Annotated in this window: 14 protein-coding genes and 1 pseudogene; 8 read left to right on the top strand and 7 right to left on the bottom strand. The window is 72.3% G+C overall.

What is annotated here, in order from left to right; all coding sequences use genetic code 11:
- Positions 1-351: 351 nt before the first annotated feature.
- Together AB0B76_RS36925 and AB0B76_RS36930 are read left to right on the top strand one after the other, a co-directional pair.
- Positions 352-630, top strand: a complete 279-nt coding sequence (locus tag AB0B76_RS36925; protein WP_360384334.1) for a hypothetical protein — start codon at positions 352-354, stop codon at positions 628-630.
- Between the two features lie 165 nt (positions 631-795).
- Complete coding sequence (locus tag AB0B76_RS36930) at positions 796-1,581, top strand: SAM-dependent methyltransferase (RefSeq protein ID WP_360384376.1); 786 nt, start codon at positions 796-798, stop codon at positions 1,579-1,581.
- 3 nt (positions 1,582-1,584) lie between these two features.
- On the opposite strand, the gene AB0B76_RS36935 is transcribed toward AB0B76_RS36930, so the two are convergent.
- Positions 1,585-4,251: an EAL domain-containing protein gene (locus tag AB0B76_RS36935; protein WP_360384336.1), complete on the bottom strand. Its 2,667-nt coding sequence runs from the start codon at positions 4,249-4,251 to the stop codon at positions 1,585-1,587.
- A gap of 70 nt (positions 4,252-4,321) precedes the next feature.
- Positions 4,322-4,831, bottom strand: a complete 510-nt coding sequence (locus AB0B76_RS36940; RefSeq protein WP_360384338.1) for a TetR family transcriptional regulator — start codon at positions 4,829-4,831, stop codon at positions 4,322-4,324.
- A gap of 174 nt (positions 4,832-5,005) precedes the next feature.
- Between AB0B76_RS36940 and AB0B76_RS36945 the strand changes: the two genes are divergently transcribed.
- Complete coding sequence (locus tag AB0B76_RS36945) at positions 5,006-6,409, top strand: FAD-dependent monooxygenase (protein ID WP_360384340.1); 1,404 nt, start codon at positions 5,006-5,008, stop codon at positions 6,407-6,409.
- A 73-nt stretch (positions 6,410-6,482) separates the two neighbouring features.
- Here the strand turns inward: AB0B76_RS36945 and AB0B76_RS36950 are convergent.
- Positions 6,483-7,229 (bottom strand): annotated as a pseudogene (locus AB0B76_RS36950) (protein phosphatase 2C domain-containing protein); the annotation flags it as partial.
- A gap of 63 nt (positions 7,230-7,292) precedes the next feature.
- Between AB0B76_RS36950 and AB0B76_RS36955 the strand changes: the two are divergent.
- Complete coding sequence (locus AB0B76_RS36955; protein WP_360384342.1) at positions 7,293-10,709, top strand: AAA family ATPase; 3,417 nt, start codon at positions 7,293-7,295, stop codon at positions 10,707-10,709.
- Between the two features lie 1,066 nt (positions 10,710-11,775).
- Here AB0B76_RS36955 and AB0B76_RS36960 read toward each other — a convergent pair.
- Complete coding sequence (locus AB0B76_RS36960) at positions 11,776-13,143, bottom strand: serine/threonine-protein kinase (protein ID WP_360384344.1); 1,368 nt, start codon at positions 13,141-13,143, stop codon at positions 11,776-11,778.
- Between the two features lies 1 nt (position 13,144).
- On the bottom strand, positions 13,145-14,140 hold the full coding sequence (locus AB0B76_RS36965; RefSeq protein ID WP_360384346.1) for a substrate-binding domain-containing protein: 996 nt from the start codon (positions 14,138-14,140) through the stop codon (positions 13,145-13,147).
- A gap of 196 nt (positions 14,141-14,336) precedes the next feature.
- Between AB0B76_RS36965 and AB0B76_RS36970 the strand changes: the two genes are divergently transcribed.
- Positions 14,337-15,128: a serine/threonine-protein kinase gene (locus AB0B76_RS36970; RefSeq protein ID WP_360384348.1), complete on the top strand. Its 792-nt coding sequence runs from the start codon at positions 14,337-14,339 to the stop codon at positions 15,126-15,128.
- Positions 15,129-16,243: 1,115 nt separating this feature from the next.
- Here AB0B76_RS36970 and AB0B76_RS36975 read toward each other — a convergent pair.
- Positions 16,244-16,606, bottom strand: coding sequence for a hypothetical protein (locus AB0B76_RS36975; protein ID WP_360384350.1), 363 nt, complete (start codon positions 16,604-16,606; stop codon positions 16,244-16,246).
- Positions 16,607-16,861: 255 nt separating this feature from the next.
- On the opposite strand from AB0B76_RS36975, the gene AB0B76_RS36980 reads away from it, so the two are divergent.
- The 3 genes from AB0B76_RS36980 to AB0B76_RS36990 all read left to right on the top strand — a co-directional run bounded on the left by AB0B76_RS36980 (position 16,862) and on the right by AB0B76_RS36990 (position 21,146).
- The gene (locus tag AB0B76_RS36980) at positions 16,862-18,163 is read left to right on the top strand and encodes a hypothetical protein (protein WP_360384352.1); all 1,302 of its coding nucleotides are present in this window, start codon (positions 16,862-16,864) and stop codon (positions 18,161-18,163) included.
- Complete coding sequence (locus tag AB0B76_RS36985; RefSeq protein WP_360384354.1) at positions 18,160-18,915, top strand: 3-ketoacyl-ACP reductase; 756 nt, start codon at positions 18,160-18,162, stop codon at positions 18,913-18,915. The genes AB0B76_RS36980 and AB0B76_RS36985 overlap by 4 nt, the downstream gene beginning before the upstream one ends.
- A 101-nt stretch (positions 18,916-19,016) precedes the next feature.
- Positions 19,017-21,146 (top strand): transglycosylase domain-containing protein, encoded by a 2,130-nt coding sequence (locus tag AB0B76_RS36990; RefSeq protein WP_360384356.1) that lies wholly within the window; start codon positions 19,017-19,019, stop codon positions 21,144-21,146.
- On the opposite strand, the gene AB0B76_RS36995 is transcribed toward AB0B76_RS36990, so the two are convergent.
- Positions 21,109-22,512 carry an MFS transporter gene (locus tag AB0B76_RS36995; RefSeq protein ID WP_360384358.1) on the bottom strand — a complete coding sequence of 468 codons (1,404 nt, stop codon included), beginning with the start codon at positions 22,510-22,512 and terminating at the stop codon, positions 21,109-21,111. The two genes, AB0B76_RS36990 and AB0B76_RS36995, sit on opposite strands and share 38 nt — an antisense overlap.
- Positions 22,513-23,459 lie beyond the last annotated feature (947 nt).

Consider the following 23,459-nt stretch of genomic DNA (forward strand, 5'->3'; position numbering starts at 1 on the left):
GCCTCCTGCGGGGTTGGCGGATACGGCGGGGGCGGGGCAGATCGAAGATCTGAATGGGAGCGTTCCCAAACCTTCGGTTTGCCGCCATACGCTGTCAATCCGGGAGGCGCGGCTACGCTGTCAACAGGGCTTATTCCTTGAAAATTACGGCCGGGCGGCCGGCGCCCGGCATCGAAGCTGGTCACGCCGGGCCGTGCGGTCGTATTGTCGTTCGTCGGGTCGGCGTCTGTCCTCGTGGGCGCCGACCCGCCACTCGCTCCGGTGCACGACCTCGACCCGGCGGCCGATCCGGACCGGGCCGGCGGGTGCGCAGCGGCCAAGTTGTGACCCCGGGCAGGTAGCGTCGACAGCATGAGCACCTACTCGGGTCCCGCCAGGCTCATCCTCGCCGACGGCACACGCGTGCCCGGGACCGCCTCGCTGAAGATGAGCCAGAACGGTGGTCGCCCTGGCTGGGGCGGCACGTTCCGGCCCGACGAAACCACCGCGGGCGCCCGTGCGGCCGCCGACGACGTTCAGATCGAGCTCCCCTACGACCAGCTCGGTCACGTCGCAGTGACCGGCACACGGCGTCTTCTCGCCACACAGATCCTGATGTCGCTGGCCGGTCGCGGCCCTGCGCCGTTCTGACCACTGTCCTTTCCGCGCTGACGCAGCGACGAGCCGTCGGCCGCTTGGCGGCCGGACGCTCGTATGGATGCAAGCCGGGAGGCGGCGATCGCCGGGCGCTGACGCACGAGGGCGTACGATCGGGCCGGAGTCGATCGAGGGGGTGCGGTGGCGGACGCGCAGGAGATGGCATCGCGGCTCGATACGTCTGTGCCGCATCCGGCGCGGCGGTACAACTACTGGCTCGGCGGCAAGGACAACTTTGCCGCTGACCGGGAGTCCGGGGACGCGGTCGTCAAGCTGTTCCCGTCGATCCGCACCGCGGCCGTCGAGAACCGGTACTTTCTGCGCCGCGCGGTCACGTTGCTCGCCGGGGAGCTCGGCATCCGGCAGTTCCTCGACATCGGGACGGGGCTGCCGACCGCTGACAACACGCACGAGGTCGCGCAGCGTCTGGCGCCTGAGTCCAGCGTCGTCTACGTCGACAACGATCCGCTCGTCATGGTGCACGCGCGGGCGCTGCTCACCGCGGCGCCCGGGGCCGGGCCCACCGACTACATCGAGGCTGACGTCCGCTCGCCCGAGCACATCCTGCAGGAGGCGGCGAAGCTCCTCGACTTCAGCCGCCCCATCGGCCTGATGCTCATCGCAGTCCTGCACTTCATCGCCGACGACGAGGACCCCTACGGCATCGTGCGGCGGCTCGTCGACGCGCTGCCTCCGGGCAGCTACCTCGTGCTGTCGCACTCCACCGGCGAGTTCCTGGCGCCGGAGGCGGTGCACGCCTTCCGTGCCGGCGCGATCCCGGTCTACCTGCGCCGGCACGACGAGATCGCGCGGTTCTTCGACGGGCTCGACGTGCTCGAGCCCGGCATCGCGTCGATCTCCAGCTGGCGCGCCGAGCACGAGCGGCAGCCCCGGCCGGACGAGTCGGAGACCGCGACGGACTGCGCGGTCGCACGTATCCCGTAGCCGTCAGAGCACCGGGGCGCGGTGGCGCTCCAGGTACGCCTCGACGTGCTCGGCGTGGTCGGGCGGGTTCAGCAGGTAGCCCTGGCCCAGCGGGCAGCCCGCCGCCCGTACCACGTCCACGTGCGACGCCGTCTCCAGCCCGCACGCGATCACGTCGATGCCCAGGCGCCGGGCCAGGGCCACCACCACGTCGACGATCGGGGTGGCCGGGCCGCGGCGGCCGGCCGGTTCGACGAAGAGGGTCTGGTCGATCTTCAGGACGTCGATCGGGAGCCGGCGGAGGTGCGACAGCGCCGTCGGGCCGGTGCCGAAGTGGTCCAGGGCGGTGCGTACGCCCAGGGCGCGCAGGCCGGCCAGCTGCTCCACGGCCAGGGTGTCGTCGGGCAGGGCGGCCTCCGTCACCTCCACGACGAGGAACTCCGGCGGGACGTCGTGGGTGTCGATCGCCGTGGCGACCGTGGTCAGCCAGCCGCCGGCCGCCAGCTGACGGGCCGAGACGTTCACCGAGACCCACAGCGTCCGGCCGTCGCGGTGCCAGCGGGAGAGCTGGCGGCAGGCTTTGTGCAGTACCCAGGCGCCGATCTCTTCGGCCAGGCCGGCGCCCAGCTCCTCGGCGATCGGGAGGAACTCCGACGGCGGCACCGCGCCCAGTCGCGGGTGGCGCCAGCGCAGCAGGGCCTCGGCACCCACCGGCTGGCGGGTGACCAGGTCGGCGATCGGCTGGAAGACGATGTCGAGCTCGCCGCGGCCGATGACGCCGGGCAGCTGCTGCTCGATGTCGGTGCGGCGGACCAGCGCGGCCTCGAACGACTTGTCGTAGCACTCCACGCGGTTGCCGTCGCGCGGCCGGGACAGCTGGCGGGCCCGGCGGCGGGCCACGTCCGCGTGGCGAAGGGCTTCTTCGGCGGTACCGGCGCCAAGGAGATCGGCCACGCCGACGTCCGCGGTCAGATGCACCGTGTGGCCGGGCAGGTGGAAGGGCTCGGCCAGGGCGGTGGCCAGGCGCGTGGCCAGGGCGAAGGCGTGCACCAGGGGCGCCTCGACGAGCACGGCGAACGCGGTGCCGCCGAGGCGGGCGGGGAAGCCGGCGAGGCCGTCGGCGCCGTCCCGGGGGGCCGTCGCGGTGCGCAGGCGGCGGGCGGCCTCGATCAGTACCGCACCGGCGACCGCCGGGCCGTGCAGGTCCGCGACGCTCTCGAACCGGTCCAGCTCCAGCACGAGCAGGGAGCCGGGGCGGCCCTCGTGGCAGGCCTCGCCCGCGGCGGCGACGAACCGGCGGCGGTTCGCCAGGCCGGTCTGGTCGTCGGTCCACGCGACCTCGTCGAGCGTTCGCTGCAGCTGCGTGCGGTCGCCGACGTCGCGTACGTGCACGACGAGCCCGGCCACCTCCGGCGCGGTGCGCTGGTCGCTGACCGTCGACTCAGTGTCGCGCCAGCGGCCGAAGCCGTCGCGGAGGCGGGCCTGCACGAGTACGTTCTGACGGCCGTCGAGCACGGCGCGCAGCGCCTCGGTGACGGGGCCGTGGTCCTCGGTGTGGAGCAGGTCGGTCAGCGGGCGGCCGAGCGCGTCCTGGTCGGACAGGCCGAACTGGCGCGCGGCCGCCGGGCTCTGCCAGCGCACGACGAGGTCGGCGTCGAGCACGATCGTGACGTCGGTCGAGCCGGACACCAGGGTGCGGAAGCGGGCTTCGCGGCCGGCGAGCCTCAGCGCGTACCGCCGGATGTCACGCGCGGCGAGCAGCTCACGCACGGCGAGGGCGGCGAACGCGGCCACGCCCAGGCTGACCGATGTGGCGTCGAACCGGCCCCCGGTGAGCAGGTGGAAGGCCGAGACGATGACGGCGAGCAGGGCGGGGCCCATGAGCAGCGGGTACGCCGCGAGCGTGCCGCCCTCGTCGTACGCCTCGGGGCGGGTCGGCTCGTCGCCGGCCCGGCGGGCGCCCGCGGTGATGAGGAACGGGCCCGCGACCATCGCGAGCCCGGCGACCACGAGGCCCGCGGTGACCGCGCCGGGAGCTGCGGGCCAGGCACGGTGGTGACCGAGGAGCAACAGGGAGTACACGTCAAGGCCGACGATCGAAAGTGCGGCTCCGCCGGCGCAGCCCAGCGCCGCGGGACGGTGCCGCACGGCGCGCAGGCCGGTGACGACCGCGACGGCGACGGCCACCGAGCCGGTGACGGCCACGGCCAGCCGCAGCGGCCCGGTGCCCGGCGGCGCGGTGCGGCCCAGTGCCAGCACCCACGCGCAGTAGAAGAGGCTCACGCCGATGCCGGCGCCGTCCAGCAGGCGGCGCAGCCGGGCCCCGAGGGTCGGCGCGGCGCCGGGGAGCAGGAGCAGGCCGAGGAGGTACGTCGGGGCGGCGAGCAGCGTCGTCGCGGCGGCGACCGGCCCCGGGACGAGCGCCAGGACGCCGGTGACGGCGACGCCCGCGCCGGCGATGAGCGCTCCCATGCCGAGGAACCCGGCCCCGCGGCACGGCCCGAAGTCGCGCCGGCCGTGGTGGATCCGCAGCGCCAGCCTGATCAGCGCACCGGCGTGTAACAGCGCGGCGCCCGCGGCCGCGACGGCGACCGCGACGAGGCCGAGGACCGGCCCGATGGCGGCGGCGGCGCTCAGGGCGGCCGCCGTGGTGAGCAGAACGAGCCAGAACGTGCGCGGGTTGCCGATCACTGCAGTGCCGCTTTCACGAGGAAGCGCTGGGGATGTGCTCAACCCGATCAACGAGGCGAGGCGCTCGGGGTTACTGACCGGTCGTGACAATCCGGTGAACGGCCTCGATCCGTTCGCGGCGTTCTGCTTCGGCGACGGTACCGCGGGTGAGCTCGTCCAGCAGCAGCCCGTCGATCAGCCCGATCAGCAGCCGCCCGCGCTGTCTCGAGCCGGTGAGTGCCTCGGCCCGCTCGACGAAGCCGCCGGCGAGCCGGGCCGCGGCCTCGCCCAGCTCTCGGCGCGCCTGCGGGTCGAGCATGAGCATGAAGCGCGCCCTGGTCCGGTGGGAAGTTGCCCAGCGCTGCAGTACCTCCGCCAGGTCGGCGCCCTCAGTGTCCTGCAGGTCGAGCTCGGCGATGCGCTCGAGGGCGGCGGTGAGCAGGGCGTTGCGCGTCGGGAAGTGGTAGCTGCAGGTGCCTTGGGGCAGGCCGGCGCGGGTGTCTACGGCGCGGTGGGTGAGGGCGCGTACGCCGTCGTGGCCGAGCACCTCGATGGCGGCGTCGGCGAGGCGGCTCTTGCGATCCGCGTCTTGTTGCTTCACGGGGTGGATGCTACAGGTGTAGCGTGCGCTTGCTACATCTGTAGCGGGCTTCTCGGCGAAATGTCGGGCCGCTTCGCTAGGCCCGACATTTCGGACATATACCCTGACGGGGGATGCGCTGGTTGTGTTGGGTTATGCGGCACTTGGGTTATCCGTCCGAATCGGGGAGGAAGCGTGCGCGCGATTGTTGTCGGGGGCGGGATTGGTGGGTTGGCGACGGCCCGTGGGCTGACGCTGTGCGGCTGGGACGTGGCGGTGCTGGAGCGGCAGCCGCGGCTGGAGGCGGCCGGGGCCGGGTTGTCGTTGTGGCCTAACGCGCTGCGGGCCCTGGACTGGCTCGGCGTGGGCTCGCGCGTCCGGGCCGCCGGGACGCCGATCACGGGCGGTGGCCTGCGCACCGCGGACGGTGCCTGGCTGTCGCGGGTCACGGTTGCGGCCGGCCCGATCGTCGTGCATCGCGCGGATCTGCACGAGATCCTGGCCGAGGGCCTTTCCGTCCGTACCGGCGTCAACGTGACAGATGTGCGCACCCTCGACGCCGATCTGATCGTCGGAGCGGACGGAATCGGCAGTGCGGTGCGCGCACAGTACGCACCCAAAGTGCGCATCCGCGACAGCACGAACGTGTCCTGGCGCGCCGTAGTACCACCAGACCCGAACATCACCAGCGGCGGCGAGACAATGGGCCCGGGCGGCCACCGTTTCGGCTACGCCCCGATGGGCAAGCGCGGCGTCTATTGGTACGCCGTAGCGCCCGGCCCATTGCGCACCACGTCCAGGACCGAGCAGCTCACCGAGCTGGCCGACCGGTTCGCGGCCTGGCACGATCCGATCCCGCGCCTGCTGGCCGCGACCGATCCGAACACATTGCTGCACCACCCACTGCACGACCTGCACCCGGTGGCGCCGATGCGGTTCGGTGACCGAGTGGCCCTGGTCGGCGACGCAGCGCACGCAATGACGCCATACCTCGGCCAGGGCGCGTGCCAGGCCCTGGAGGACGCGGTAACACTCGCCGCACTCGTATCACAGCCGCCGTCGCCCACGCGCAGACCGCGTCCGACGGAGGCGCTCGTGCGGCCGCCGATTGCAGAAACACGCACGTCGCCGTCCGCTTCAGCAGTGCATCGGACGCCGCCGATTACAGAAACGCGCACCTCACCGTCCACGCCAACCGCGCACCTGACGCCGCCGATTACAGAAACGCGCACCTCACCGTCCACGCCAACCGCGCACCTGACGCCGCCGATTACAGAAACGCGCACCTCACCGTCCACGCCAACCGCGCACCTGACGCCGCCGGCCGCCGAGGCGCTCATTTCTCCACCATTTGTGTCCGTGTCGCGGACGGACACAAATGTGCGCATGGGGCGATCGGTTGCGGAGGCGCTCGTGGAGTACGACCGGATTCGGCGGCCGCGGGTGGCCATGGTGGTGCGGCGCAGCCGGCTCGCCGGTCGGATGTCGGGTGCCCTTGCGCGGGCCGTGTTGCGCGTGTTGCCCGCGCGCGTGTTGGTGCGCGGCGCGGAGAAGGTTTCGGCCTGGGAGCCGCCTACGCGGGAAGCCGGGCGTTGCTGATCTCGTCGCGGCCCAGCCAGGAACGCAGGCGGTGGCGCAGGCCGCGGCGCTCGGGTACGTCATCACCCACGATGTCCGCGATCACGGCCGTGATGTTGTCCGGGCCGCCGGCGCGCAGGGCCAGATCGACGAGGCGCTCGACGCACTCGTCGACGTCCGTGTACTCGCGCATCGCCTCCTCGATCGTCTCCGCGCGCAGCACGCCGGACAGGCCGTCGCTGCACAGCAGGTAGCGGTCGCCGGCGCGGGCGGCGGTGACGGAGTACACAGGATCGGTCGGTTGTCCTTGCAGGACCCGGCTGACCAGGGAGCGCTGCGGATGGGTCGCGGCCTCGTCGAGCGTGATGCGCCCTTCGTCCACGAGCAACTGCACGTATGTGTCGTCTTTTGTGATCTGGGCGAATTCGTCGCCGCGCAGCAGGTACGCCCGGGAGTCTCCAATGTGGACCAGGCCGATCCGCTCGCCGGAGAACAAGATCGCGGTGAGCGTCGTGCCCATGCCCAGCTTCGACGGGTCCTCCTCGACCTCGTCACGGATGCGCCGGTTGGCGTCCGACACCGCGGTGCGCAGCGCGGTGAGCAGGTCGTTGCCGGCGAACTCCTCGTCGAGCGGGCCCATCGCCTCGATCGCGAGCCGGCTGGCCACGTCACCGGCCGCCATGCCGCCCATGCCGTCAGCGACGGCGAGCAGCCGGTCGCCCGCGAACACCGAGTCCTGGTTCTGGTTGCGCACCAGGCCGGTGTCGGTGCGCGCGGCCCAATGCAGGGCGAGCGGCTGATGACCCTCGTCGACCACGCCCTCTGCGACACCCTCTGCCATGCCTGACAGCGTGCCGTATCGATACGGCGGGCGTCTCTACGCACTTGTGCGTATCGTGACCGCATGCCGACCGCCCCCTTCATCGGACGAGCGGCCCAACTCGCCGAGATCGAGGCGGCGTGGGCGGCGCGGCGGCCCGGGATCGTGCTCATCACCGGCGAGGGCGGCAGCGGCAAGAGCCGGCTGGTCGCGGAGGTGCTGCGCCGCCTCGACCTCGATGGCACGGCGGTGCTGCGGGGCTCGGCGCGGCCGCAGGGCGCGGCCCCGTACGACTGGCTGGCCTCGGTGCTCAACGGGCGCCCGGCGGCGACCCTGCCCGTCGAGGAGTCGCTGCTCAACCGGCTCGCGCAGCGCTCCCTGGACGCGGCCGAGCCGCGACTCGCCCCGGCGACGACACTGCGCGCGGCGGTCGACGTTGTACGTGCGTTATTGAGCGGTACCGCCACCAATCACTCAGAACTCGGCATCGTCGTCGTCGAGGACCTGCACGACCTCGACCCGGCCAGCCTGGCGCTCGTCGCCGAGCTCGCGGCCGCGGCGGAGACGCTGCCCGCGCTCCTGCTCGTGACGAGCCGCCCGCCGCAGGAGGCCGCGTTCGCCCCCGCGGCCGCGCGCACACTGCGCCGGCTCGGCGGTTCGCCGTCCGTTCTGCGCGTTCATGTCGCACCGTTCACCGCGCGCGAGACCGCCGAGCTGATCGAGGCCACGTACGGCAGCGCCCCCGCCCCCGAGGTCGTCCGCGGCGCGCGGCGGCGGACCGGCGGGAACCCGTTCTGGCTGGCCGAGCTCCTGGCGGCGTACGACACCGCCGGCGACCTGCCCGCCGCCCCGCTCCCCCCGCACGTCGTCGGCCTGCTCGTGGAGCCGCTGTCGAGCGAACCGGAGCTGGTCGGGCGGGTGGCCCGGGCGGCGGCACTGCTCGGCGACCCGGTGGAGAGCGACGTGCTCTTCCACGTCTGCGGCGGCGACGTCGAGCCTGCGCTGCGCCGGCTGCTCGACCTCGGCCTCCTGCTCATCGCCCCGGACCTGGCGCCGACCGGATCGCTCAGATTCCGTCATCCACTCCTGCGCGAAGCGCTCGCCGCGGGCGTGATGCCGCGCGAACGCACACGCGTGCACTCACTCGCGCGCGGACTGGCCGTCGAGCTGGGCGACAACGCCGCGCTGGCCCGGCATGCGGCCGCCTTGGGTCGTACCACGGAAGCCCGCACAGCCGCCGCCCGCGGCGCGGCGGCCAGCCTGGCCACGGGCCTGCCGGAGGCGGCGCTGGACCTGGTCGCGCTGGGTTTGAGCCTGCCCGTCCGCACTTCCGATGATGGCCACGGCGGCGGGTCCGGGTCTGTACCACCCGACCACAGATCTTCCGTGGGCCTCGAGCAACCGCCACTTGCACAATCGAACACACACGATGCGCAGCCGGACACACAGCCAATCGCGCACAGCAGGCATCCAGGTGCACAACTCACCGCGCACGACGAGCAGTTCACTGCGCACGACGGACAGCTAGACGCACAGCGCACCGCGCACGACGGACAGTCAGGCGTGCAGAGCACCGCGCACGACGCATCGCGCGCCGTGCACAAAGCACAGCCGGGCGGGCATTTAAATGCGCAGGACGCTCAGTTCACGGGGCACGACGGACAGTTAGACGTGCAGAGCGTCGCGCGTAATGTGCGGCCGGGCGCGCGCTCGAATGCGCAGGACGCGCAGTCAAGTTTGTCGGCCAGTGCGCGCGGTGGGCAGTCAGCGGTGCTCGATCGTGACGAGGTTTGGGTTGCTCTCGCTGGGGTTGGGGCCGCGGCGGCGTTTGTCAGTGCTCGCTTTGAGGTTGCTGCCAACTATGCCGGGGACTGGCTGCACGAGGTACAGCAGACGGATGACCGTGACGGGACGGCTGATGCGCATCGGCAGCTCGCGGCCGTTCGGTGGTGTCTCGGGGACCCCGGTGGGCATCGGCGGTCGCTCGACCGGGCCGCGGCCGTTGGAGGGTCGGCGGCTTCGTTGGCGCGGCAGCGGGCGGCCGAGGCTGAGAGTGCGCTGCGTACCGAGGACGCTGCTTCCGCGCTGCCGCTCGCCGAGGCTGCGGTTGGGGCCGCCGAGCGGGCCGGGGTCGGGATTGCGTCCGCGTCGGTCACGCTCGGCACGGCGCTGGCGCTGACCGGGGACTTTGAGCGGGGGGTTGCGCTCCTGCGCGCGGCGCGGCAGCTTGCTGGGCGCGAGCACGATCCCGTCACGATCGGACGTGCGGTGCACAACCTGGTGGCCGTCAGCCTGCCGCGGCTGGGCGAGGTCATGGGCTGGCGGCTGTTCGACGAGGCTATGGGGACGATCGGGCGGTACGGGCTGGAGTTCTGCGCCGGGCGCACCACCACGCTCGGCGTTGCGCACGCGATGCACACCGGCGACCTGGCCCGGGCCGAGGCGCTCGTCTGGTCGCGGCTGCCGATCGAAGGCGATCCGGTTGAGCGGGTGCGGTTCACTGCGCGCGCGGGTCTGCTCGCTTTGGAGCGTGGCGACGACAGTCTTGCGGTGCGGATGCTCGCACGGGCCGACGCTGAGGGGCGCGACTCGGGGCTGGTGCGGGTGTTGCGGGTGGCGGTGGCGGCACGGGGAGTACACCCCGTTGATCCCGCGGAAGCTCTGCGTGACTGCGTCGGGCGGTGCGGGCCGGCCCGGCTCGCGGAGGCGGCGCGGTGGGCGCTGCACGGCGGGGTACCGGCGACGGTCGTCGAGGAGCATGTGCCCGATCGGCCTGTGCGGCTGCGGTTCCTGCTCGCCGTGGCCGCGGGACGCGATGCCGACGCGCTCGAGCTCCTGCCGGTTGCGCTGGGCGCCGACACGCTGAGTGATGCGGGGGTTCGTCACCGCGTACCGGCGGCGGGGGGCGATGCCGGCGGGCTCGGGCCCGGTGGGTTCGGTGCCGGCGGTACGGGGATCATCGGGCTCATCTCCGGGGACTCGCGCGGGCGCGGGGCGGCCGGCTCCGGTGTGCGGCGATCGGCGCGGCGGGCGGCGGTCGCGGCCGTTGCCGACGGCGTCGGGCCCGACGATGAGGTCGGCGGCGGGGTCGAGGCCGGCGGGGCGGTGCTTGGGCGCGGGGACGGGGATGGGCGGGCTGAGGATGCGGCGGTACACACGGCGGCTGCTCATGCTTTGGTGCGGCTCGGGCGCGCGGGCGACGCCCGTCGGCATGCGGAGCGTGCGGTGGCTCTGCTCGCGCACTGGCCCGGGTGGCGGCTGGCCGAGGCCGAGACGCTGTTGCACAGTCTGCGCGCGGGTGGTGACCTGACGGCGCGGGAGTTGGAGGTGCTCGGGTGTCTTGCTGCGGGGATGACGAATCAGCAGGTCGCGAGCTCGCTGGGGATCTCGATCCGGACTGTCGCGGTTCATGTGTCGAACCTTCTGCGCAAGACGGGGGCTACCTCGCGGACTGAGGCGGCGCTGTGGGCTGTGCGGCATCGGCTTGCTCCTGAGCGGTGATTCTGGCATTTCCGGAAAATCCGATAAGGGTGACCGACGTTGGGTCTGCTGGCTTCTGGCGTGGCCTCGAGCGCAGGGTTACTTGGACTTTGGGGCTGCCCGACGACGCTCGGCCGATGGTGGCGGGAGCTTGCGCTCCCGCAACGTGTAAGCGTGGTCGCTGTTCGTTGTTGCGTGCGGTTATTCCTCTAGGCCGTGGTTCGCCGGCGGGTTCGTGCGGGTCGTCATTCGGTGGTCCCGGATTTGTGCGCTATATGAAGCGGGGCGGCGGGTTTCTGGGGTGGTTGGGATAATTGTTTTGTGGTGGGGCAGATATCGTTGTTCAGTCGGGCGGAAGTGGCTGCTATGCGGGATCGGACTCGGGCGCGGAATTGGTCGCCTTCTCAAGATGCGTTTCGGCGGGAGCATGCGGAGCGTCGTTACTGGGGGCTTCGGCGGCGGTATGCGGAGAAGCTTCGGCGGGAATATGGCAGTGAGGCGGCGGGGTATGCGAGCTTCGCGCGGCGGGCGGCTGAGGCGAAGGCGAGCTATGAGCGGCGGGCGGCAGCTGCCCTTGCGTCAGCCCGGCCGGGACGGGTTGAACAGGTTGAATGCGCCGGGCCGCTCTCCGGCCAGGCCGACCGTCCCGGACCGCCGGTTGAGCAGGCCGAATGTTCCGGGCCGCCAGTTGAGCAGGCCGAACGTCCCGGACCGCCAGTTGAGCAGGCCGAACGTCCCGGACCGCCAGTTGAGCAGGCCGAACGTTCCGTCCCGCTGGATGGGCTACCCGTGGAGCAGGCCAGCGCCGGCAACGACTGGGAGCCCGCGGCACGGCCGAGCGGGGAAAGCGCCGATCGGGGCGGGCCCACACGCGAAACCGCCCCGCGATGGCGCCACGATCGCGTTGGGACCGTCGTGGCGTCACGATTCGGAACAATCAGTCGGAGACCTCGTCGACCAGTGCATTCTGCCTGTCGCCGAAGTCTACGAGAGCCGGTATCGATCGGTCATTGTTCCAACGGACCGCCGGGGCGAAAAAGTATCACGGGAAACAGCGACTCGCCCGTTCGTATGCCGCGGTGGCGCGTCAGGTTGAGAAAGTTCGGCCGAACTGGATTACTGCTGCGTCCAGTTCCTCGTACGCGGCGTCGCTTATGGAGTCGTCGCGGGTTCGGTCTGTCAGTTGTCTGCGCAGCACCTCGATGCGGTGTGCCGCGTCCGTGCCGTCTGACAGGAGGTTGTTCACCTGGTTGCGGATGTCCAGCGCTACGTCCGGGCGGATTTCGTTCGTCTGGGAGCGGCGGTCCACGATGTCCAGGACGGCTTTGGCCGCGGCCTGGCGCGTCAGGGGCGACGGCGGGGCCGGGGGCGAGGCGGGCGGGCTGGCCGGGCCGGTCTGGGTGGCCGTGCCCAAGCGGCGTGGCTGCGTGGTCGGGGTGGGGGTGGCCTGCTGGTTCGGGGGGCCCGGTACCACCGAGACGAGGATGCTTACCGATGGTCCGGGGGCCGCGTTGTCGCCGGGCCTCGGGCCGGGGTCGTCCTGTTGCAGGATGAGCACAGTGAGTACCGCTGCCGCTGTCACGATGATCGGCACGGACAGCAACGCTCGGCGGCGGGTGAGCATTGTGGACGCCGCGGACTTCGCGCCCAGGATGCTGGCCATTTCCGCGGCCGTCGGGCGGCGCAGGGGGTCGGTGGACAGGCAGCGCAGGCACACCGCGGTGGCCGCGGCCGGTAGGCCGGGCACGTTGAGGACCGGGCGGCGCTCGGCGGCCAGGGCGCGCTCGAGCTCCTCCCAGGTCGTGGCCGGGTAGGGCGGGGCGCCGGTGAGCATCTCGTAGAGCAGGACGCCGAGCGCGTACACGTCGGTGGCGCCGCTGGTCGGGGCGCCGGTCAGGCGTTCCGGCGCGACGTAGGGCGGGGTGCCGAACGTCATCGCCTCCTCGCGCTGGCCGATGTCGGCGGCGATGCCGAAGTCGAGCAGGCGCACGCCGTCGGTGGTGAGCATGACGTTCTCGGGGGTCACGTCGCGGTGCACGACGCCGCGGCGGTGGGCGGCGTGCAGGACGTCGGCGACGGTGGCGGCTACCGCGACCGCCTCGGGCCACGGCATGGGGCCCTTCTCCAGGCGGGCGGCGACGGAGATGCCGTCGAGCAGCTGCATCACCACGTACGCGGCGATGCGACCACGCGGCGTGACCGTCTCGCCGTAGTCGTACACGCCGATCGCGTTCGGGTGCTCGATGCGGGCCGCGGCCCGGGCCTCGCGGCGGATGCGGTCGCGCTGGCCGCCGTCGGACGCGATGGGGCCATCGAGGACCTTGACCGCGACCGTGCGCTCCAGGGCCGAGTCCCAGGCCCGCCAGACGACCGACATGCCGCCCGCGCCGACGGGCTGTTTGAGGATGTAGCGGCGGGCGAGGATGTCGCCCTCCCGCAGCTGAGCACCGCGCATTCTACGTGGTTGCCCGCACAACGAGTTCGGTAGGCAGGATCGGCGTGACCTCGTCCGGGTCGAGCAGCAGGGCGGCGACGACCGCGCCGAGTTCCTCGACGGGCTGGCGGACCGTGGTCAGGGCGGGCGTCGTGAAACTCGCGACCGGGGAGTCGTCGAAGCCGACCACGGCCACGTCCTCGGGCACCCGCCGGCCGGACTTGCGCAGGGCCTGCAGCGCGCCGGCGGCCATCGCGTCGGAGGCGACGAAGAGCCCGTCCAGGCGCGGGGTGCGGTCGAGCAGCCAGGCCGCGGCGTGGCCACCGGACGGGGTGGTGTAGTCACCGTATGCGATGAGCGGCTGGCGGCCGGCGGCGATCATCGCGCGACGGTACCCCTCGAGGCGGTCGGCCGCCGCGGGCGAGTCCGGCGGGCCGGCGATCGTGGCGATCGTCCTGCGGCCGCGCAGGAGCAGATGCTCCACGGCCTGGCGGGCGCCGTCGCGGTTGTCGACGTCGGCGAAGGGCACGGCCAGCTCCGGCCGGCCCGCGGCGCGCAGCGGCACCCGGGACGCGGCCAGCGACACGGCGAGGGGGTGCTGCGCCGGCGCGCCGACGAGCAGCACGCCGCCGACCCCGCCCGCGGTCAGGAACTGGGTGGAGCCGGCCACCGTGCCGCGCGTGGCGGACATGGTGATCAGCGGCACCCCGCGGGTCGCCAGCTCCTCCTCGGCCCCGGCCAGCAGCCGCGCGACGAAGCCGTCGCGGAAGAGCCGGGCGGCCGGCTCGAACACGACGGCGGCCACGGGCAGGCCCGCGGCCTGGTGGTCGGTCCGGCGTGGGGCGCGGTGGCGGACGTACCCCAGCCGGGCGATGGCATCGTGCACCGACACCCGGGCGGAGGTGCTGACCCGCACCCGGCCCGTGAGGACCCGGGAGACGGTGGCGGCGGAGACCCCCGCGGCGGCGGCGACCTCGGTGACAGTAGGTGGTACAGGTTCGTCGGTGTGCTCAGGCATCAAGTCTCCTGTGGGAGCGATTCCTGCGGTCAGCGTCAGCCAGAGTTACCGCGATGTCAACTATTGGTTTCGATCACGCTCATGGTCGCAGCCATCACCGTAAATTGTGTTGTGTCGAAGTTCGCTGGGGCTACCGCTGGTGCGACCGGATAGGGAATAGTCGTCGATTGTGTCCGGGATCGAGGTTGGCCGCAGGGTGCTAGACCGCTACCTGCTGGTCCGTCCGATCGCCCGGGGCGGGATGTCGCTGGTCTACGAGGCCGTCGACCTCGAGCGGATTAGACCGGCGGCGGTGAAGGTACTCGCCCCGGCGTTCGCGAACAACACCCGAGCCTGTCACGCCGCACGCCGCGAGCCGCACCTGATGCAGCGGATGCGCCACCCCACGGTGCCGAAGGTCTTCGCGTTCGGCGAGATCGAGGCCGAAGGCGTGTCCGTGCCGGCCGTCGCGATGGAGCTGCTCAACGGGGTACCGCTGGCGACCCGCCTCGGCGAGGGCCCGGTGCCCTGGCAGGAGGCGGTGGAGATCGCGGCCTCGGTCGCCGAGCTGCTCGCCGTCGCGCACCGCCGCGGCATCGCGCACCGCGATTTGACGGCCGACAATGTCATGCTGACCACGGCGGGCGTCAAAATCATCGACTTCGGGCTGGCGGTACCGTTCGCGCACCCGTCGGCGTCGCGGGTCGAACACGCTCCGGCGTGGGACGTGTACGCGCTGGGCGTCCTGCTGTACCACATGCTGACCGGCCGCTCGCCCCACGCGCCCGGGGCCAGGCTCCTGCAGGCCGCGCCGACGCCGGTGGTCCTCACCCCCGGGCTGCCACGCTCGGTGGCCGAGCTGTGCCGCCAGTGCATGGCCAAGCGCCCCGCCGAGCGGCCCGAGAGCGCCGCCGTCGCCCTGTCGCTGTGGGCCGAGTTCGCCCCCGGCTGGCGGCAGCCCCTGGACTTCACCGAGAGCTACGGAACAGCATCTCGTCACGTTGTGTGATCACCGGGTTTCGCCTGCGTAAGGCCTCAACGGCGAGCGCATCCGGTACACCTCGATGGCCCACGTCGAGCAGCAGGGCCCGGTCGACGTCAAGCGGCTGGTCCACAGCGGCTCCACGAGGCCGGACCCCCGCGCGGGGTCCGGCCTTCGCCGTGCGCACTCCCCCTCGGCGCGCGCGGCGATTCGCCGTCGCCCTCCCGGACCGGTGCGCGACGCGATGCACCGAGTCGCGCCGCCGCTTGCCGGCCACCCGAACCCGACGGCCGCGGACGGGCGAACCGGTGCCCGCCGCTGGACAGGCCGACCGCCGCCGGCCACCGCGGACGGGCGGGATTGCCCGATATTGCCGGCCACCGCGGACCGACGCCGACCACCGCGGAGGGGCGGACCGCCCGGCATCGCTGAGGCGCTCACCGCCGAGGGTGCGGACCGAAACGAACGCGCGGACCAAACGAACGCGCAGGCCAAACGAACGCGCAGGCCAAACGAACGCGCAGGCCAAACGAACGCGCAGGCCAAACGAACGCGGGGCGAAACGAACGCGGGGCGAAACGAACGCGGGGCGAAACGAGCGCGCTGGCAAACGAGCGTGGGACGAAACGAGCCCGCGGGCGAAGCGAGCGCGGGGCGAAACGAGCGCGGGGCGAAACGAGCGCGCGGGGCGGAGCGGCACCAGCTCGCGGGCGGACTGGGCCGACCGCGCGCTGCGGGTCGGCCCGGCCCCGCCCGGGGCGGCGCGGCATGGCCATCGCGGCGCGGCATCGCGTTCCGGCGCGGTGCGGGTTCCGCGCGTTGAGGGAAGCGGCCGGCCGCGAGGACGACGCGGCTTGGCCGGCGCCGCCCGGCGGCTAGTGGGAGGGACTGATCGGTGGGCCTCGGTCGATGGCGTTGTCGTCTGAGCGGTGGCCGAGGAGCCGGGACGGGGATTGCTTGTCCTTCATGCCGTCCAGCCTTCTCCCCCGGCGGTCGGAGGGGAAGACAAACTTTTCGCCTGTGGATAACCCGCGAATCCGCTGGTCTGGGGGTGCCGAGAGAAGGGCGGGACGATGAGAACGGGGGGCGAGGAAACCCGCGGAGAAGCTGAGGAAGAAGCCCCGCTGAGCGCAGGGCGGGCGTCAGTGTTCCAGGAGCAGGTGGGGCATGAGGCGTTCGATGGCGCTGAGGTCGTACACCCGGCGGATCTCCGTCACCAGGCCCGCCTCGTTGACGGTCAGGAACTCGGCCAGGCGGAAAGTCTCGCCCGACAGGGCGCAGTCGTAGACCAGGGCCGCCCGCCGGTCCAGAACCGTCTGTGAGAAGACCGTCACCGAGTCCAGGGCGGCCGCGTAGTCCGTCAGGAGTTCGATGAAGTCGCCGTCCGGGTCCAGGTTCGTCTCGATCGCCGGGGCGGCGGCCAGAAGTCTGAAGATGTCCGTCGTGCGCCCCGTCGTCCAGGCCGTGACCCAGCGGGCGGCGACGTCCTCCACCGCGATGTCCATCGCCGCATATCCTCGCATGTCCGCCCCGCACCGCCGCACCCACACGGCCGCGCCCGGCGCCCGACGAGCAGGGCGCCGATGCGTGGGATGAGGTCGTCGACCGGCGAGCACCGGTGGTGCGCGCTCATCCGGTGCCCGAGCGCGCTGCCGTAGATCCTGAGGGGGTGTGGGTGGAGCTTGCTCCCCCACCGCGAGCGCGAGCGAGCCGGGAAACACAGCTTCCAGGAAAGGGCTTTCCTGGGTAGCATCCGGGGCATGTTGCGCATCGATTCGGAACTCACCGGCAAGGATCTCGTTGCCGACGTTGAGCGGATGTTCGAGCTCTCCGCCGGGAAGATCCTGGCCCTGGACCCGGACGGAGGTGGCGGGTCGCCGGTGTTCACGGTCGACGGGCGGTACACGGCCCGGGGCTGGACCGAGTGGACGCAGGGGTTCCAGGTGGGCTCGGCGCTGCTGCAGTTCGACGCGACCGGCGACGACCGGTTCCGGACGCTCGGCCTGGAACAGACGCGAAACCTGATGGCGCCCCACGTCAGCCACATCGGCGTGCACGACCACGGGTTCAACAACGTGAGCACGTACGGGGCGATCCTCCGCCTGGTCAAGGAGGGCCGGGTCGAGGAGAGCGAGAAGGCCGCCGCCGAGCTGGCGTTGAAGGTCTCCGGGGCGGTCCAGGCCGCGCGCTGGCAGAAGACCGAGGACGGCAGCGGGTACATCTACAGCTTCAACGGCCCCCAGTCGCTCTTCGTCGACACCATCCGGTCGTGCCGGTCCCTGGCCGTCGCGCACCGCCTCGGACACGTGCTGATGGGCGAGCACGACGAGCGGATCGACCTGCGCGAGCGGATGCGCCAGCACGCGTACAACACCGCGAGGTACAACGTCTTCTACGGCGCCGGGCGCGACGCCTACGACGTGCGCGGGCGCACCGTGCACGAGGCCCTGTTCAACGTCAACGACGGCCGCTTCCGGGCGCCGAGCACGCAGCAGGGGTACTCCCCCTTCTCGACCTGGACCCGCGGCCTGGCCTGGGCGATGCTCGGGTTCGCGGAGCTGCTGGAGTTCGAATCGGCAGACGACGACACGTTCGCCGAGGCCGCCCGGGCCACCTGCGACTTCTACATCGACTCGTCCCCGGCCGACGGCGTGCCCTACTGGGACACCGGCGCCCCCGGCGTCGCCCACCTCGACCTCGGCGCGCCCGCGGACCCGTTCAACGACCACGAGCCCGTCGACTCCAGCGCCGCCGCGATCGGGGCCCAGGGCCTGCTGCGCCTCGGGCACGCGCTCGGCGACGAGCGGTACACCCAGGCGGGCCTGACGGTCGCGCGCACGCTCCTGCGCGAGCCGTACCTCAGCACCGACCCGGACCACCAGGGCCTCCTGCTGCACTCGGTCTACCACCGCCCCAACGGCTGGGACCAGATCCACGAGGGCCAGCGCGTGCCCAACGGCGAGTCGAGCATGTGGGGCGACTACCACCTGCGTGAGCTCGGCCTGTACCTGCTGCGCCTCGACAACGGCCCGTACTACACGTTCTTCGGAGGGGTGGCGTGAGCGCCGCGCTCGTCACCGGGGCCTCGCGCGGGATCGGCCGGGGCATCGCGCTCGCCCTCGCCCGCGCCGGCTGGGACGTCGTCGTCAACTACGCGAGCAACGCGGCCGCCGCCGACGAGGTCGCGGCCGAGGTGGAGAAGCTGGGAGCGAAAGCGGCGACGGTACGCGCTGATCTCGCCCGGTCCGAGGACCGCACCCGGCTCGTGGCGGAGGCCTACGCGGCGTTCGGCGACATCGAGCTGCTCGTGAACAACGCCGGCGTCGCGCCCGACGTGCGCGCCGACATCCTCGAGGCCGGCGAGGAGTCGTTCGACCGGCTCGTCGGGATCAACCTCAAGGGGCCGTACTTCCTGACCCAGCAGGTCGCCAACCGCATGATCGCGGCCGGCACCGCGGGGCGCATCGTGACGATCTCGTCGATGAGCGCGTACACGGCCAGCGTCAACCGCGGCGACTACTGCATCACCAAGGCCGGCCTGTCGATGCTGACCAAGCTGTTCGCGGCGCGCCTGGCCGAGCACGGCATCAACGTGTACGAGGTCCGCCCCGGCATCATCGCGACCGACATGACCGGCGGGGTCAAGGAGAAGTACGATCGGCTGATCCTCGAGGAGGGCGTGACCCCGATCCGCCGGTGGGGTACCCCGGAGGACGTCGGCAAGGCGGTGGTCGCGATCGCGAGCGGGCTGCTGCCGTTCTCCACCGGGCAGGTCATCGACGTCGACGGAGGCTTCCACCTCAAGGTCCTGTAAAAGCGGATTCGGTTGTCACGGCCGCCGGTGTCGTTTTTCACGTGTCGCCGGCGGCCCGATCGGGTAGGGCTTTAAGAGTGCGTCTGCGTCCCAATGTGGCCTTGAAGGCCGTCGCCTCGTTGTTGCTGTGCGGATTGTTCGCCGGGGTGGTGGTCGCCGCGGCCGCGTTCCCGGGGCTCGCCTTCTCGGGGCTGGCCGCGAAGTCCGGGTCCGACACCTTCGAGGACCTGCCCACCGACCTCGACGTGCTGCCGTCGCCGCAGATCTCCTACGTCTATGCCAGCGACGGCAAGACGCTGCTGGCGATGATGTACGACGAGAACCGCCGCGACGTGCCGATCGCCGACGTGGCCGAGGTGATGCGCCAGGCGATGGTCGCGGCCGAGGACAACCGCTTCTACGAGCACAAGGGCGTCGACCTCAAGGGCGTGGCCCGGGCGTTCGTCAACAACGAGAACGGCGGCGACCAGCAGGGCGCCTCGACGCTGACGATGCAGTACGTGCGCCAAGCGACCGCGTACTCGGCCCGCACCCCGCAGGACGTCGTCGACGCGACCGCCAAGACGCCGGCGCGCAAGCTCAAAGAGATGAAGCTCGCGATGGCGCTGGAGAAGAAGCTCACCAAAGAGCAGATCCTGGAGCGGTACCTCAACATCTCGACCTTCGGCCACGGCGCCTTCGGCATCTACGCGGCCGCGCACGTCTACTTCGGCAAGGACCCCAAGGACCTCACGCTCGGCGAGGCCGCGCTGCTGGCCGGGCTGGTGAAGGCGCCCTCGACAAACGACCCCGCGACCGCGGACGGGCTGCCGAAGGCGATCACGCGCCAGGCGTACGTGCTCGACCAGATGGTGGCGATGAAGTACATCACGCCGCAGCAGCGCGACGAGGCCAAGGCCCAGAAGCTGACAATCGTCGGCCAGCGCACCCCCGAGGGCTGCGAGTCCGTCCAGCGGGCCGATCTCGGCGCCGGGTTCCTGTGCGACTACCTGCGCCGCTGGTGGGACGAGCAGCCGGCGTTCGGCGCCGACGCGTTCGACCGGGAGAACAAGCTGCGCTCGGGCGGGTACACCATCATCAGTTCTTTGAATGTCCAGACCCAGGCCGCGGCGTTCAAATACGCCAAGGACCAGCCCGGCGTCGGCTCGGCGAAGGTCGGCCTGGGCAACTCGGAGGCGGTGATGGTCGCCGCGGTCGAGCCCGGCACGGGCCGGGTGCAGGCGCTGGCCACGAACCGGAACTTCAGCAACGACCAGACGGCGAACGGCGCGAGCACCAACCCGGACAAGAAGGGGCAGAAGGGCAACTACCCCAACACGACGGTACCGTTCATCACCGGCGGCCCCGACGTGCCCGGCTACCAGGCCGGCTCCTCATTCAAGATCTTCACCGCGGTCGCCGCGATGGAGGCCGGGCTGCCGCTGAACCACACCGAGGACGTGCAGGCGCAGTTCGTCTCCGACTACCCGATCGACGCGAGCAGCCCCGCGGCCTGCAACGGCCCGCACTACTGCCCGAAGAACTCCGAGGGCGACCCGATCGGCACGTTCAACATGTGGCAGGGCTTCGGGATGTCGCTCAACACGTACTTCGTCCCGCTGGAGCAGCGCGTCGGCGCCGACCACGTCGTCGACGTGGCCAAGCGCCTCGGCATCCAGTTCCGCTCGCCCAACGACGCGAGCTTCGCCAAGGACGCCAAGGAGTGGGGCGCGTTCACCCTCGGCGTGTCGGACACGACGCCGCTGGACCTGGCCGGCGCCTACGCGACCCTGGCCGCCGACGGCAAGTACTGCGCGCCGACGCCGGTCACCGAGATCCGCGACGTCAACGGCAACAAGATCGACGCCGGGCAGCCGCAGTGCAAGCAGGTCGTCGACCCCGACATCGCGCGCGCGGCCGTGGACATGGCCCGGTGCCCGGTCGGCGACCAGTCCGCGTTCGGCGCCTGCCCGGGCAGTGGTACCGCGACAAACGTGCGCGGCGACGTCGGGCGCCCGGTGGCCGGCAAGACCGGCACCACCGACAGTGGCAAGAGCGCAACCTTCGTGGCGATGACCAAGCAGCTGGCCGTGGCCGGGATCCTCACGGACCCGGACAACCCGCAGATCAACAAGACCATGTCGCACCCGGTGATCAACAACGCGGTGACGTACACCCTGAAGGCCGGCCTGCAGGGTCAGCCGGTGGTGCAGTTCACCCCGCCGAGCCACCAGCGGGCGTTCGGGAACTGACCTCGGCGGCCGCCCGGGCCTGCAACAGCGCGTGCACCTCGCCGATGTCCCGCGGCGAGGTGCGCGAGGCCAGCCAGTACATGATCCCGGTCGGAATGAAGAAGACCTGGAACGCGGCGAGGCCGATGGCCAGGTTGGCCGGCGGCGGGAACGAGCGCGCGAGGGTCGCGAACACGGCCCCGACGAGCCCGTTGCCGGCCGCGCGGCCGACGCCGTTGACGAGGTTGCCCATGGAGTACACCGTGCCGCGGTGCTCCGGCGGGTTGACGTCGGCGATCAGCGCGAACCAGTTCGGCGAGTTCGCCGAGGTGAGCGCGAGCGCCAGCAGGGCCAGCAGGAACGCCCCGAGCAGCCCGGGCGACGTGAACAGCGACCCGAGCACGACCTCCAGCGCCGGCCGGTCGCGCGGCGCGGGCAGGCCGATCGGGGCGAAGAACAGCAGCACGTACAGCGGGACTCCGGCCAGGATGCCGATCGCCGCCACCTTCGCCCGCCCGCCCTGGTCGCGCCGCTGCCACCGGTCGCCGATCAGCCCGCCGACGATCGACAGCACCCCGCCGAGCTGGAACAGCGTGGCGAGCAGCCCGCCGACGGCGATCGCGGACTGCTCGTCGTACCCCTGCGCCTCGGCCCGGGCCTGGAACAGCCGCGGCAGCCAGACCAGCGACCCGAACGCGGCCTGGGCCGTCAGCCCCTGCAGCACCAGCCACACGTTGGTCCGCCGCGCGGCGATCCGGGGCAGGTCGGCCCGGGAGATCCGGTGCTCGTACTCCTCCCCCGCCGCGAACACCGCGGCCAGGTCGGGCTCGCTCTGCCCGCGGCGGATGTCGGCGGTGGTGAAGTACGCGATGGAGGCCACCACCCCGAGCGCGGCCAGCACGTAGAACGGGGCCTTCCAGTCCTTCCCCCCGAGCTGGCTGGCGACGAGCACCCCGGCGAGCGTCCCGACCCCCTGCGACAGCCCCCACAGGCTCATGACCAGCCCGCGGCGCTTGGGCGAGATCAGGTCGCTGACCACGGAGAACCCGACCGACCCGACCGCCCCGAGCCCGACGGACGCGAGCAGCTGCGCCCCGAGGAACCCCCAGTACCCGCCGGCGAGCACGGTGGCCCCGGTGCCGGCCGCCCAGATCAGCGTGCCGACCATGAGCACGGGCTTACGGTCGGTCCGATCCCCGGCGTACGCCCACACCACCGCGGCCACGGCCGTGACGAGGTAGCTGACGGCGGTGACGACGCCGAGCGCGCCTTCGCCGACACCGAGGGCGCGGCTGATGGGAGAGTAGAGCGGAGGGACGAGCCCGATCGCCACGTTGTCGAGCGAGGCCAGGACGATGAAGACGGCCACGCTGTACACCCGATGCACGACTCACACCCAACCATCGCGGCCTTGAGCTGCGCCACTCGGGCGGGCCGAACGCGCCCTCCGGGGCGGGCCCGACGCTCCGATCCGGACAGGTTGGGCGCCCTGATCCCAGACGCGCTCGACACTTCGATCCCAGACGCGCCCGACAGTTCGATCCCGACATGTCCGACCCCCGTTTCCGGCATGTCCGACGCTTTCTATGGGTGTGTCCATCTCGTATACCGACATGTCCGACACTTCGTGATCGGACATGTCGGATTTTTCGCCTGACGGGCGGAAAACCGGATTCAGGGCCGTGCCGGGCGCGAGGCTCGACGCGCGGGCGCGAGGCCCGAGAGTGCGAGGCGCGGGCGCGAGGCGCGGGCGCGAGGCCCGAGAGCGCGAGGCGCGGGCGCGAGGCCCGACGCGCGGGCGCGAGGCCCGAGGCGCGTGCGCGAGGCCCGACGCGCGAGGCCCGAGGCCCGAGGCGCGTGCGCGAGGCCCGACGCGCGAGGCCCGAGGCCCGAGGCGCGGGCGCGAGGCCCGACGCGCGAGGCCCGAGGCCCGAGGCGCAGGCGCGAGGCGCGGGCGCGAGGCGCGGGCGCGAGGCGCGGGCGCGAGGCGCGGGCGCGAGGCCCGACGCGCGGGCGCGAGGCCCGAGGCGCGGGCGCGAGGCCCGACGCGCGAGGCCCGAGGCCCGAGGCGCGGGCGCGAGGCCCGACGCGCGAGGCCCGAGGCCCGACGCGCGAGGCCCGAGGCTCGAGGCGCAGGCGCGAGGCGCGGGCGCGAGGCGCGGGCGCGAGGCCCGACGCGCGGGCGCGAGGCGCAGACACGGGCGCGAGGCCCGAGGCGCGAGGCGCGAGGCCCGAGGCGCGGGCGCGAGGCCCGAGAGTGCGAGGCGCGAGGCCCGACGCGCGAGGCCCGAGGCCCGAGGCGCGGGCGCGAGGCCCGACGCGCGAGGCCCGAGG

It is taken from the genome of Dactylosporangium sp. NPDC049140, assembly GCF_040648435.1.

Excerpts from the sequence above, each read along its gene's own strand:
- AB0B76_RS36930 (WP_360384376.1), top strand. The coding sequence starts at position 796 with ATGGCATCGCGGCTCGATACGTCTGTGCCGCATCCGGCGCGGCGGTAC.
- AB0B76_RS36955 (WP_360384342.1), top strand. The coding sequence starts at position 7,293 with ATGCCGACCGCCCCCTTCATCGGACGAGCGGCCCAACTCGCCGAGATC.
- AB0B76_RS36925 (WP_360384334.1), top strand. The coding sequence starts at position 352 with ATGAGCACCTACTCGGGTCCCGCCAGGCTCATCCTCGCCGACGGCACA.
- AB0B76_RS36975 (WP_360384350.1), bottom strand. The coding sequence starts at position 16,606 with ATGGACATCGCGGTGGAGGACGTCGCCGCCCGCTGGGTCACGGCCTGG.
- AB0B76_RS36960 (WP_360384344.1), bottom strand. The coding sequence starts at position 13,143 with ATGCGCGGTGCTCAGCTGCGGGAGGGCGACATCCTCGCCCGCCGCTAC.
- AB0B76_RS36980 (WP_360384352.1), top strand. The coding sequence starts at position 16,862 with ATGTTGCGCATCGATTCGGAACTCACCGGCAAGGATCTCGTTGCCGAC.
- AB0B76_RS36965 (WP_360384346.1), bottom strand. The coding sequence starts at position 14,140 with ATGCCTGAGCACACCGACGAACCTGTACCACCTACTGTCACCGAGGTC.